We start from the raw sequence: 12,391 nt of genomic DNA, 5'->3' as shown, positions 1-12,391 counted from the left end.
TGTCTGTTTTTTGAGGGGTTGTGTGCTGCCGATACCGTGGCTTACAGCTTCCAGCCAATTTGACGCAGCAATTGCGCCGTTTCAAACACGGGCAAACCCATGATGCCTGAATAACTGCCGTCCATGTGCTCGATCATGGCTGCAGCCAGACCCTGTACGCCGTAGGAACCGGCCTTGCCAAAAGGCTCGCCCGAAGCGACATAGGCATCGATCTGTGCCTCAGTCATGGGCATGAAGCGTACTTTGGATACAGACAGTGTCTGCAGGCACTGCGCCCCATGCTGTACCGCTACGGCCGTCAGCACTTCATGCGTCTGCCCGGAGATCTTGCGCAGCATGGCTTTGGCGTCCTGCGCATCTGCGGGCTTGCCCAGAATTTCTGTGCCCAGTGCCACCGTGGTGTCTGAGGTCAGCACCGGTGCCACAGGCAGGCCACGGCGCTGCAGGCGTGCCACAGCGGCGTCCAGCTTCAGGCCTGTGACGCGCTGCACATAGTCGCGCGGCGCTTCGCCCGGCAGTACCACCTCAATGGCTTCGGCATCTTCCTGGATGTCACCATCGGTATTGGCTACCAGAATTTCATGGCGCACACCAATTTGCTGCAGCAGCTGGCTGCGACGGGGGCTCTGAGAAGCGAGATAGAGAAATTCAGGCATAGAGAAATATCAAGAAAATTGGCTTGTAGCGCCCATCCATCAAGCGCAAGAAGCTATTAAAAAAATAGTATCAGTTGCGCAGACAGACTGCAATCCGCAAGCACCTTATGTGCCTGGCGCTGCACCAAAACAAAGGCCCGGCTGGTCAGCGCGGGCCTTGGAGATGCAAGCAGCAGCAGCGATTACTCGCGGTGATAAGGGTGTCCGGCATTCACGGACCACGCACGGTACAGCTGCTCAATCAGGAGCACACGCACCATGGCATGTGGCAGCGTCATGTCAGACAGACGAATCTTTTCATGCGCGGCCTGCTTGAAAGCAGGATCCAGCCCATCTGGGCCGCCAATGACCAGCGCTACGTCATCGCCTTCGAGCTGCCAGCTTTGCAGCCGTGCAGCCAGCGCCTTGGTGGTCAGGTTGGTGCCACGCTCGTCCAGTACCACAATGCGTGTGCCGCGAGGAATGGCAGCTTCAATGCGCTTGCGCTCCGCAGCGTACAGGGTCTCGACGGTCTTGGAGCCACGGGGCTCGGTCTTGACAGCCTTGAGTTCGACCTTGAGCTCCGGAGGAAAGCGCTTGGCGTAATCGTCGTAAGCCATCTGCGCCCAGTCAGGCACATGCTGGCCTACGGCCACAATCAGCAGCTTCATGCTTGATTACTTCTTGGCTGCAGCCTTCTTGGCACCGCCGCGGGGTGCGGTGGGCTTGATCACCACAGTCTTCACCGCAGAAGCAGGCTTCTTGGCTGCAGGCTTTTTCGCGGCAGTCTTTGTTGCAGCAGGCTTGGCAGCTGCGGTCTTGGTGGCGGCAGACTTCTTGGCAGCAGCCTTTTTCACCACGGTTTTGCCATCTACAGCAGCCACAGCCTTCTTGGCTGCAGGCTTTTTGGCGGGCTTGCCTTCTTCAGAAGCATCTTCTGAAGCAAAAATCTTGGCGGGCTTGGCACCGCCGAGCTTCAGGCGCACAGGCTTTTCGCCCCAGATTTCTTCCAGGCGGTAGTACTGGCGAATCACAGGCTGCATGATGTGGACGACGCAGGCGCCGCAGTCCACGATGATCCATTCACCGTTTTCTTCACCTTCGTTGCGGGGCACTTTGAAGCCAGCCTTCTTGACGGCATCACGCACACTGACAGCCAGTGCCTTGGTCTGGCGGTTCGAAGAGCCTGTTGCAACGATGACGCGCTCAAACAGTGGAGAGAGGTGTTCGGTGTTGAACACCTGAATGTCTTGGGCCTTGACGTCTTCCAGGCCATCGACGATGGCACGCTGGAGTTTGGTCACGTCTTTTTTGGCTGCGGAATCCGATTGGGTGGAAGTGCTCATCAGGCGATGTCTGGTTGGAAAGTTCCGGTCAAATATAGCGCGGTGCATGTGCGAGCAACAACGCCCCTCATATGCCGCCCCGCGCAGACAGGGCTTTTATTGTGTTTGTAAAAAAAGAAATGCCGGCCACAGGCAATCTGAGGCCGGCAGCTACGGAAATTATAGTTTTCCTGCAGCACAAGCGCTGTGCGCTGACTCAAAGCCAATCGCGGCGTACCAAGAATTCACTGAGCAGGCGAGCCTCTGGCGTGCCTTCAGCGTCCTGACGCTGGTAGCTCCAGTTCGCATGCAAGGGCATGGACAGCAAAATGGACTCTGTGCGCCCACCCGACTGCAGGCCAAAGTGCGTGCCACGGTCCCAGACCAGGTTGAACTCTACATAGCGACCACGGCGGTAGCGCTGAAAGTCCACCTGCTGCTCACCGTAGGCCATGGCCTTACGGCGTTCCACGATGGGCAGGTAGGCCTTCAAGAAGGCATCGCCCACCGAGCGCAGCATGGCAAAGCCCTGCTCCTGACCCAGTTCGCTGAAGTCGTCAAAGAAAATGCCGCCAATGCCGCGCTGCTCGTTGCGGTGCTTCAAGTAGAAATACTCGTCGCACCACTTTTTAAAGCGCGGGTACAGGTCCGCACCAAACGGCTCCAAGGCGCTCTTGCAGGTCTGGTGAAAGTGCACGGCATCTTCTTCAAAACCGTAGACCGGCGTCAAATCCATGCCGCCACCAAACCAGCAGGTCTTGGGCTGACCTTCATGGCCGGCTGCGATCATGCGCACATTCATATGCACCGTGGGCACATAGGGGTTGCGCGGGTGAAACACCAGCGAAACACCCATGGCCTCAAACGGTGCACCAGCCAGCTCGGGCCGGTGCTGCGTGGCCGAGGGCGGCAGCTGCGCGCCCTTGACGTGGGAGAACCCACAGCCAGCGCGCTCGAACACCAGTCCATTTTCCAGAATCTTGGTGATGCCATCGCCCTGCAGACGCTCTTGAGCGCCCTTTTGCCAGGGGTCTGCCAGAAATTTGGCAGCGCCCTCACCGGCTTGCGCCTCCACATCCTCCAGCGCCTGGGTGATGCGCGCCTGCAAATCCAGCAGATACGCACGCACCTGCGGCACGGTAGCAGTGAATTCTTGCAAGGCCTGCTCCTTAGTTCTTGATGGCGCGATAGCCAATGTCACGGCGGAACTGCATGCCATCGAAATGGATGCCACGCGTGACGTCATACACACGCTGCTGAGCCTGACGCACACTGTCAGCCAGTACGGTCACACACAGTACACGGCCACCCGATGTCACAGGCTGGCCTGCGTCATTGAGCTGCGTACCAGCATGGAAGACCATGGCGTCATCGGCTTCTGCAGGCAGGCCGGTGATGACATCACCCTTGCGAGGTGCTTCTGGGTAGCCCGCAGCGGCCATGACCACGCCCAGTGCAGTGCGGCGGTCCCACTCCAGCTCTACCTGATCGAGCTTGCCATCCACAGCCGCCAGCATCACATCCACCAAGTCGCTCTTGAGGCGCATCATGATGGGCTGGGTTTCAGGATCGCCCATGCGGGTGTTGAACTCCAGCGTCTTGGGCTGACCGTTGGCATCAATCATCAGACCGGCATACAGGAAACCCGTGAAAGGAATGCCGTCCTTTTCCATGCCACGGATGGTGGGCAGGATGATTTCGCGCATGGCGCGGGCGTGTACGTCTGCCGTCACCACGGGGGCGGGCGAATACGCACCCATGCCACCGGTGTTGGGACCTTCGTCGCCATCCTTGAGGCGCTTGTGGTCCTGGCTGGTAGCCATGGCCACCACATTCTTGCCATCAGACAGCACGATGAAAGAGGCTTCCTCGCCTGCGAGGAATTCTTCAATCACCACGCGTGCGCCACCTTCGTTGTGCTGCACACCGTACTTGTTGTCCACCAGCATGAAGTCCACGGCATCGTGTGCTTCCTGCAGGGTCATGGCAACAACCACACCCTTGCCTGCGGCCAGGCCATCGGCCTTGATCACGATAGGAGCACCCAGACGGTCCACGAAAGCGTGGGCTGCAACAGGGTCAGTGAAGGTGTCATAGTCCGCCGTAGGAATGCCATGGCGGCGCATGAAGGCCTTGGAGAAAGCCTTGGAAGACTCCAGCTGCGCTGCAGCCTTGGTCGGGCCAAAGATCTTCAGACCATGGTTGCGGAATTCATCCACCACACCAGCAGCCAGAGGTGCCTCAGGGCCGACCACGGTCAGCGCAATGCCTTCCGCCTGTGCCCATTCACGCAGCGCCACCACATCCGTGATGTCTACGTTCTGCAGCTTGCCGCCAGCCAGTGCCGTGCCCGCATTGCCGGGTGCCACAAACACCTTGGTTGCCTTGGGCGATTGCGACAGTTTCCACGCCAGTGCGTGCTCGCGGCCACCGCCGCCAATCACAAGAATTTTCATAAGTCAGCGTTGTGATAGACGTCTTGAACGTCGTCCAGATCTTCGAGTACGTCCAGCAGCTTCTGCATGCGTTCAGCGTCTTCACCAGTCAGTTCGATGGTGTTTTCCGGGCGCATGGTCACTTCTGCCACTTCAGCCTGCAGGCCAGCAGCTTCCAGTGCATTTTTGACGGTTTCAAACTCATTGGGAGCAGTCAGCACTTCAATGGAGCCGTCATCACCTGTGATCACGTCCTCAGCACCGGCTTCCAGAGCCACTTCCATCACCTTGTCTTCATCGGTGCCAGGGGCAAAGATGATCTGACCACAGTGCTTGAACTGGAAAGCCACCGAGCCTTCGGTGCCCATATTGCCACCGTGCTTGTTGAAGGCATGACGCACTTCTGCCACGGTACGCACACGGTTGTCGGTCATGGTGTCGACAATGATGGCGGCACCACCGATGCCGTAGCCCTCGTAGCGGATTTCTTCGTAAGTGACGCCTTCCAGATTGCCAGTCGCCTTGTCGATATTGCGCTTGATGTTGTCGGCGGGCATGTTGGCTGCCTTGGCCTTGTCAACTGCCAAGCGCAGACGGGGATTGGCATTCAGGTCGCCGCCGCCCTGGCGTGCAGCCACCATGATTTCACGAATGATACGGGTCCAGATACGGCCACGCTTTTCATCCTGACGACCCTTGCGGTGCTGGATGTTGGCCCATTTGCTATGTCCTGCCACGGGAAATCCTTTGGTCTTGATTTAATCTACTAGGCACGGATTCTACTTTTGACAGCGCCACTTGACAGAGGAAACCCGAACATGGCCTCAGCATTGCCTATTGCCCAGCGCGGCGACATAGTCTGCTCCATCTTACCTAGCATGGCCAACCGCCATGGGCTGATCACCGGCGCCACTGGCACTGGCAAGACCGTGACCCTGCAAAAAATCGCAGAAAGCTTCTCCTTGGCAGGCGTTCCGGTCTTTTTGGCCGACATCAAGGGCGACCTCACCGGCATCAGCCAAAGCGGCAATATCGGCAGCAAGCTGGCAGCTTCCTTGCAGGAGCGTGGCATTGCCCAGCCAGCCCCCGTCGCATGCCCGACTACGCTGTGGGATGTTTTTGGCCAGCAGGGCCACCCCGTTCGAGCCACGATTTCCGACATGGGGCCGCTGCTGCTGGGGCGCATGCTGGGCTTGAACGACACCCAGATGGGTGTGCTGAACATCGTTTTCAAAATCGCGGACGACAACGGCTTGCTCTTGCTGGACCTCAAGGACCTGCGCGCCATGCTGCAGCACGTGGGAGACAACGCCAAACAGTTCACGACGGAATACGGCAACATCTCCGCAGCCAGTGTGGGAGCCATCCAGCGCGGCCTGCTACAGATTGAATCGCAGGGGGGTGACCAGTTCTTTGGCGAGCCCATGCTCAACATCGATGACCTGATGCAGACCGACGCCCAAGGTCGGGGCATCGTCAACATCCTGGCCGCCGACAAGCTCATGCAGTCGCCACGCCTGTACTCCACGTTCCTGCTGTGGATGCTCTCGGAGCTTTTCGAGCAACTGCCAGAAATTGGAGACCCCGAAAAACCCAAACTCACCTTTTTCTTTGACGAAGCACACCTGCTCTTCAATGACGCACCCAAGGCGCTGATCGAGCGCATTGAACTGGTGGTGCGGCTGGTGCGCTCCAAGGGCGTGGGGGTCTACTTTGTCACGCAAAACCCCATGGATATTCCGGACAGTGTGCTCGCCCAGCTGGGTAACCGCGTGCAGCATGCCTTGCGTGCCTTCACACCCCGGGACCAGAAGGCCGTCAAGGCGACCGCACAGACCATGCGCCCCAACCCTGACGTCGATATAGAAGCTGCCATTACCGAGCTGGCCGTGGGTGAGGCCTTGATCAGCTTCCTTGATGAAAAAGGGCGCCCCGGCATCACACAGCGTGTCTATGTCGTCCCCCCTGGCAGTCACATTGATCCAATTGAAGACACCCAGCGTCAGCGTTTGCTGGCCAGCTCGCTGGTGGCTGGCATCTATGAGAAAACCGTGGACCGTGAATCTGCCTATGAAGTGCTGCTGGCTCGCGCTGCACAGGCGCCCACAGCTACTGGAGGCATCACCGACAAGGCAGCAGCCACCCAGGCTGACAATGGGCTGATGGGAGGTCTGAACGAGTTTCTGTTCGGCTCCACAGGGCCACGTGGTGGAAAAAAGGATGGTCTGGTACAAAGCGTGGCCAAGTCCGCCGCACGCAATATGGTCAACCAGCTGGGACGCCAGATTCTGCGTGGCGTACTGGGCAGTTTGACGGGCAGCAAAAAATAGTCGCAAGCATGGCCCTATCAGGGAATATGCGACTTCTGGCGGGCGAAGCCACTGGCTAGAGTGGCCCGCCATGACCAGTTCCACATCCCTCCCTCCGCTTTCCCTCATGCAGTTGCAGATACAAGCGCATGTAGCCCACCTGCAGCTTTCTCGGCCAGACACACTTAACACCATGTCTCCTGTCTTCTGGCGGGATCTGGATGCAGCCCTCACCCACATCTCCACCCATGGGGATGTGCGTGCGTTGGTATTGAGCAGCACAGGCAGGCATTTCAGCGCTGGCATGGCACTGGAGACCTTTGCCAACCCAGACTTTGCGCCACAGGACCAGTCACCGGAAGGTCGAGCGGCCCTGTCTGAGTTTCTGTGGGACATGCAGCAGGTTTTCACGCGTATCGAGCAATTGCGCATTCCAGTGATCATGGCGATTCAGGGCGGCTGTGTCGGCGGTGCGCTGGACATGGTCTGCTGCGCCTGCATTCGCTATGCCACGCAGGATGCCTTCTTTTGTGTGCAGGAAATCAATATCGGCATGGTGGCGGACCTGGGCAGCTTGCAGCGCCTGCCCAAACTGCTGCCCATGGGCCTGGTCAAGGAGCTGGCCTACACAGGCCGTCGCTGGCCAGCACAGGCGGCGCTGCAGCACGGCTTTGTGAATGCCGTGTTTGATACGCAGGAAGCCATGCTGGCAGCGGCCATGCAGACTGCGCAAGAAATTGCCGCAAAGCCGCCGATTGCCATCTGGGGCAGCAAACAGGCCCTGGACTTTGCGCTTGACCACAGCGTGCAGGACAGCCTGCGCCAGATGGGCTGGCTGCAGGCAGGCATCTGGAGCAACCGCCATGTCATGGAATCCGTGCAGGCCACACAGCAAAAACGCAGCAGCACATTCCCGCCACTGATGCCACAACGTGCATTCGGACAGATGCAGTCGTAATTTTTACTAGCGCGAAATGCCCGTGGAATGTGCACCAGCGCAAAGAAACACCCTTTCACATGCAGAAAAGATAAGGACCTTCCACATAGCCGGGCAGAAATCAGCACAATGCAAGCACATCGTAATATGCAGTGGCACACCACGTGCTTGGGGAAGAAAGTACAGCTACACCCTCCAAGCACCCTGTGCCAGCTGCGATTTTTCTTTATACAGACACCCGACTATGAGCACCGTCCACCTCATCGACCACCCACTCGTTCAGCACAAACTCACCCTGATGCGTCGTAAGGAAGCCAGCACCAACAGCTTCCGCCGCATGCTGGGCGAGCTGTCGACACTGATGGCTTACGAACTGACCCGCGACTTTCCGCTGCAGGACATCGAAATTGAGACGCCTATGGAAAAGATGACCGGCAAGGTCATCGACGGCAAGAAGCTGGCACTGGTTTCCATCCTGCGCGCTGGCAATGGTTTCCTGGACGGCATGCTCAACGTGGTGCCCGGCGCGCGTATCGGCCACATCGGCCTGTTCCGTGACCCTGAGACCCTCAAGCCCGTCGAGTACTACTACAAGATGCCCGAAAACATGGGCGAACGTGACGTGATCGTGGTGGACCCCATGCTGGCAACCGGCAACTCCGCAGCCGCCGCCGTGCAGCAGCTCAAGGACAAGAGCCAGCCCAAGACGATCAAGTTCATGTGCCTGCTGGCTGCTCCTGAAGGCATCAAGACCATGCAGGCGGCCCACCCTGATGTGGACATCTACACAGCCGCTATTGACCGCGAGCTGGACAGCCACGGTTACATCCTGCCTGGTCTGGGTGACGCTGGTGACCGTATCTTCGGCACCAAGTAAGGCACACGCTGCATGCTGAACAAGGCTTCCTTCGGGAAGCCTTTTTTATGACTTCATCACCATCAGCGAAATGCGCAATGCTGTGACACCTAGGCGGCAGACACAGACAGGCGCAGACTCTACAAAGCATGCATGCAAGTCACCAGCCCCACCATCCTTCCCCTGCAAGGCATTCGCGTGCTCAGCCTCGCCTTGAATCTGCCAGGCCCTGCTGCACTCTTGCGCTGTCATGGCATGGGAGCGCAATGCACCAAGCTGGAGCCCGTGGCACCTGAGGGATACACCAGTGCAGACCCCATGCACATCTACAGCCCAGCAGCCTACGCACAGCTGCACGATGGCATCACCATCGTGCAGGCCAACCTCAAAACCGAGGCTGGGCAAGCTTTGCTTCATGAGCAGCTGGCACAGACCGACGTGCTGCTGACCTCTTTTCGCCCCAGTGCCCTCGCCAAACTGGGAATGGATTGGCCACAGCTTCACAGCCAGTATCCACGCCTGAACATGGTGCGCATCTTTGGCAGCACTGCCCCTGATGAAATTCAACACGCTGGTCATGACCTGACCTACCAGGCGCAGGCAGGTCTTGTGCGTGACGGTCATATGCCTGCCAGTCTGTTTGCTGACATGGCGGGTGCAGTGATGGCCAGTGAAGCAGTGTTACGGAGCTTGATGCTGCGCGCACAAAGCGGACACGGACATTGCCTGGATACTGGCTTGGCTCAGGCTGCGCAATGGCTGTCACTGCCTTGCCAATGGGGCATGAGTACATCGGACGGCGATGTCGGTGGAGCCCATGCCGGTTATCGCATCTATGCCTGTCAGGATGGCTGGGTGGCATTGGCAGCACTGGAGCCGCATTTCGCGCAGCGGCTGTGCAAACTATTGGGCATGCCAGACATATCTGGCAGTACAGCCAGCATGCGAGCACCAGAGATGCACACAACCATTGCCTCTTTCATGCAGGCACAAAACTGCGAATCCATAGCATCGATGGCAGCACAATGCGATATCCCCCTACATGTCATTCCCCGCAGATACAAATAATTACGAAAACAGCACATGGACAAAAGCCACATACTTTTCGTGAATGGTGGGTTGTCCATGAATGAGTGCCGCTAACACCACCTGTCAGACTGCAGCAATGCGTTGGTGCCGAGACTGCCATCCGCAGGCGAAAGCTGCAGGCAGTCAACGTCGCTTCGCAATAACGCTTCAAGGGTGCAATTAGTGAACCCAGGTGCTGTCCCTGAGAGGCCTGGCAATGGTTTGCACTTTTATATCTAACGTACAGGCAAGCGGTCCTGACACACACTCACATACACAGCAAAGTGCAACAACACCGCAACTGACTCACTTTCAGGCAGACCATCAGGCGCCTGTCAACCTCCGTCTGCAGGGGGTACACAAAGACCTCATATCCCTGATCTGGGGAGCACGGTTTTGACCAACTCGCAAAACAAGACATACAAATGGCGGCGCTGGCTGTTTATCAGCGCGGTGGCGATCCAGCTGATGGTAGCCATTGCCAGCATAGTGCTGCTTTCTGCCGTGCGCATTGTGGTCAGTGGCGAGAGTCTCTGGGCCAAGGGCATGCATGCTGCCGTCATGCATCTGCAGCGCTATGCCACTACCGCAGCCCCGCAGGAATTCATAGATTTCAGGAACGCGATTGCCATACCTCTTGGCGTCAGTACTGCTCGCCAGGCACTCGATGATGGTGCACACGACATATCCAGCATCCGTGAAGGATTGCTGAAGGGCGAAAACCATCCTGACGATGTACAGACCGTTCTCTACGCCCTCCCCTTGGTCTGGGATCTGCCTGCTCTGCTTCCCGCGCGCACGCTCTGGCAACAAGGTGATGCCTATGCCAATGAACTCGCTCAGCTTGGTGAAGCCATACACCAGCGCCTGCAAAGCGGCAAAACTGTCGCCAACGCTCAGACCGTCAACGCCTGGCTGCAGCAAATTTCCCAGATTCACAGCACCGTCATTCCACTGGCCAAGCAGTTCAGTGCTGTACTTGGCGATCTCTTCCGGGGGCTCAGCCATCGCTTGCTGCTGATCAATCTGGCAACTGCCTTGGTGCTTAGCCTGCTGTACCTGCTATCCGTGCAGCGTGCCATCAATGAAAGCCGCAAGGCTCACAGCACGCTGGAGGCCGAACGGCAACGCAGCAGCATTACGCTGGCGGCGCTGGCTGACGGTGTACTCACCTTGGATGCCAAGCAGCGCATCCGTTATGCCAACCCCGCAGCTTCCCGTCTGCTGGACACACCTGTTGGGCATCTTCTGGGGCATCCTGTGGCTGAAATCATCCCCTTTGCCCCCAGCCTCATTGCGCAGCATGAGCAAGCCTCACCTGTACAGGGCCGCTCCAAGGCTGAAGAAGACCAGATTCACTGGATCGAGCGAGAGAACCGCGACAAGGTCGCCGTACGCATATCCACCACCTCTGTAGAAGATGCGCAGCAACGCACCGGCACGGTCATGGTGCTGCACGATGTCTCACAGGAACAGGCATACATGCAGATGCTGGCCTGGCAGCAGAGCCACGACATGCTGACGGGTCTGGACAATCGCGCAGCCTTTGAAAAATACCTGCAGCAAACGCTGGGCAAGCACCATTGCACGCTGCTGCACCTTAATCTGGACCACTTCAAGATCATCAATGCCAGCTACGGGCATGCCGCTGGCGATGAAATCCTGCGCGAAGTCTGTCAGCAGCTGCGCATTGCCGTGCGTGAAAGCGATGTACTGGCCCGCATTGGTGGTGACGAATTTGCAGTGATGCTCAACCACTGCCAGCCCCATCCAGCCATGCAGACGGCAGAGCGGCTGCGCATGCTCATTCACAACCTGCACGTACAGTGGCGCCAGCACAATCTGCACACAAGTGTCAGCATTGGTGTGGTCCACATCCATCCACAGCGCCCTACGGATGCACAAACCCTGCTGCGCATGGCCGAGAGTGCCTGCAAGCATGCCAAAGAAAGCGGACGCAATCGCATCTCTGTCTACAACCCATTCAACCGTGTGTTCCAGCGTTACCAGGGGGACATGGAATGGGTACAGCGGCTGCGCTTCAGCCTTGAGCATGACAAGTTCACGCTCATGGCACAGACCGTCTACCCTCTGCAGCCATCGGTTACCGGCATGCATGGTGCACACTTTGAAATACTGCTGCGCCTGCAAGATGGCCCGGACAAGCTCATTCTTCCGAACGAGTTCATCCCGATTGCCGAGCGCTACGATCTCATGCCACAGATCGATCGCTGGGTGGTCCGCAACTCGCTCATACTGCTCAAGCAGCGCCTGGCGGAAGGTGCAGATATCTGCACCTGTTCCATCAACCTGTCAGGTTCAGGCCTGGGTGATAGCGAACTGCTGGAATTTATCCGCCAGAACATTCAGGAGCATGGCATTGCTGCCGCCAAGCTGTGTTTTGAAATCACGGAGACCACGGCCATTGCCAGCATGGACCTTGCCATTGCCATGATTGAAGAGCTGCGCAAGCTCGGCTGCCGCTTTTCACTGGATGATTTCGGCTCCGGCATGGCCAGCTTCAAATACCTGCAGCAACTGCCTGTGGACTACCTCAAGATCGATGGCAGCTTTGTCAAGGACATGCTGCAAAACCCATGCAACCGCGCCATGGTCGACGCCATCAACCATATCGGCCATGTCATGGGCAAGAAGACGATTGCCGAGTTTGTGACCGATGACGCCACATTCAAGGCACTGCAGGATATGGGCGTGGACTATGCACAGGGCTACCACATTGCACGCCCCGTGCCTTTTGATGCGGCTTACTTCAGAAAACCACCGCGCGTCCAGACAGACAGCGCGGTGGATCAGTAACTCAGCAAG

General features: G+C 57.9%; 11 protein-coding genes. 5 read left to right on the top strand and 6 right to left on the bottom strand.

The features are described from left to right. Positions 1–41: 41 nt before the first annotated feature. The 6 genes from F7P80_RS11990 to F7P80_RS11965 form a co-directional block, all read right to left on the bottom strand. Positions 42–656, bottom strand: coding sequence for a Maf family protein (locus F7P80_RS11990; RefSeq protein ID WP_151044983.1), 615 nt, complete (start codon positions 654–656; stop codon positions 42–44). A 182-nt stretch (positions 657–838) separates the two neighbouring features. Further along, positions 839–1,306, bottom strand: coding sequence for a 23S rRNA (pseudouridine(1915)-N(3))-methyltransferase RlmH (gene rlmH, locus F7P80_RS11985; protein ID WP_151044981.1), 468 nt, complete (start codon positions 1,304–1,306; stop codon positions 839–841). Positions 1,307–1,312: 6 nt separating this feature from the next. Continuing rightward, entirely contained in the window at positions 1,313–1,981 is a 669-nt protein-coding gene (gene rsfS / locus F7P80_RS11980) for a ribosome silencing factor (protein ID WP_054067111.1), read from the bottom strand. Between the two features lie 196 nt (positions 1,982–2,177). Next, positions 2,178–3,119, bottom strand: coding sequence for an oxygen-dependent coproporphyrinogen oxidase (gene hemF / locus F7P80_RS11975; protein WP_240183940.1), 942 nt, complete (start codon positions 3,117–3,119; stop codon positions 2,178–2,180). A gap of 10 nt (positions 3,120–3,129) precedes the next feature. Then, positions 3,130–4,416 (bottom strand): phosphoribosylamine--glycine ligase, encoded by a 1,287-nt coding sequence (gene purD / locus F7P80_RS11970; protein ID WP_054067110.1) that lies wholly within the window; start codon positions 4,414–4,416, stop codon positions 3,130–3,132. Further along, positions 4,413–5,132, bottom strand: coding sequence for a YebC/PmpR family DNA-binding transcriptional regulator (locus F7P80_RS11965; RefSeq protein ID WP_054067109.1), 720 nt, complete (start codon positions 5,130–5,132; stop codon positions 4,413–4,415). Before F7P80_RS11965 ends, purD begins: the two co-directional genes overlap by 4 nt. 81 nt (positions 5,133–5,213) lie before the next feature. Here F7P80_RS11965 and F7P80_RS11960 point away from each other — a divergent pair, with 81 nt between their 5' ends. The 5 genes from F7P80_RS11960 to F7P80_RS11940 all read left to right on the top strand — a co-directional run bounded on the left by F7P80_RS11960 (position 5,214) and on the right by F7P80_RS11940 (position 12,382). Next, positions 5,214–6,725 (top strand): helicase HerA-like domain-containing protein, encoded by a 1,512-nt coding sequence (locus tag F7P80_RS11960; RefSeq protein ID WP_151044979.1) that lies wholly within the window; start codon positions 5,214–5,216, stop codon positions 6,723–6,725. Between the two features lie 70 nt (positions 6,726–6,795). Next, complete coding sequence (locus F7P80_RS11955) at positions 6,796–7,662, top strand: enoyl-CoA hydratase-related protein (protein ID WP_151044977.1); 867 nt, start codon at positions 6,796–6,798, stop codon at positions 7,660–7,662. Positions 7,663–7,885: 223 nt separating this feature from the next. Next, complete coding sequence (gene upp, locus F7P80_RS11950) at positions 7,886–8,518, top strand: uracil phosphoribosyltransferase (RefSeq protein ID WP_054067099.1); 633 nt, start codon at positions 7,886–7,888, stop codon at positions 8,516–8,518. A gap of 132 nt (positions 8,519–8,650) precedes the next feature. Beyond that, complete coding sequence (locus F7P80_RS11945) at positions 8,651–9,565, top strand: CoA transferase (protein ID WP_151044975.1); 915 nt, start codon at positions 8,651–8,653, stop codon at positions 9,563–9,565. 396 nt (positions 9,566–9,961) lie between these two features. Continuing rightward, positions 9,962–12,382, top strand: a complete 2,421-nt coding sequence (locus F7P80_RS11940; RefSeq protein WP_151044973.1) for a putative bifunctional diguanylate cyclase/phosphodiesterase — start codon at positions 9,962–9,964, stop codon at positions 12,380–12,382. The last annotated feature ends 9 nt before the right edge of the window (positions 12,383–12,391 follow it).

Origin of the sequence: Comamonas kerstersii (genome assembly GCF_008801935.1) — a bacterium.
Taxonomy (GTDB): domain Bacteria; phylum Pseudomonadota; class Gammaproteobacteria; order Burkholderiales; family Burkholderiaceae_C; genus Comamonas; species Comamonas kerstersii.
Note: the sequence above shows the minus strand (reverse complement) of the source record. Positions and strands in the feature narration are given on the sequence as shown.

Excerpts from the sequence above, each read along its gene's own strand:
- F7P80_RS11990 (WP_151044983.1), bottom strand. The coding sequence starts at position 656 with ATGCCTGAATTTCTCTATCTCGCTTCTCAGAGCCCCCGTCGCAGCCAG.
- rlmH (WP_151044981.1), bottom strand. The coding sequence starts at position 1,306 with ATGAAGCTGCTGATTGTGGCCGTAGGCCAGCATGTGCCTGACTGGGCG.
- rsfS (WP_054067111.1), bottom strand. The coding sequence starts at position 1,981 with ATGAGCACTTCCACCCAATCGGATTCCGCAGCCAAAAAAGACGTGACC.
- purD (WP_054067110.1), bottom strand. The coding sequence starts at position 4,416 with ATGAAAATTCTTGTGATTGGCGGCGGTGGCCGCGAGCACGCACTGGCG.
- F7P80_RS11960 (WP_151044979.1), top strand. The coding sequence starts at position 5,214 with ATGGCCTCAGCATTGCCTATTGCCCAGCGCGGCGACATAGTCTGCTCC.
- F7P80_RS11955 (WP_151044977.1), top strand. The coding sequence starts at position 6,796 with ATGACCAGTTCCACATCCCTCCCTCCGCTTTCCCTCATGCAGTTGCAG.
- upp (WP_054067099.1), top strand. The coding sequence starts at position 7,886 with ATGAGCACCGTCCACCTCATCGACCACCCACTCGTTCAGCACAAACTC.
- F7P80_RS11945 (WP_151044975.1), top strand. The coding sequence starts at position 8,651 with ATGCAAGTCACCAGCCCCACCATCCTTCCCCTGCAAGGCATTCGCGTG.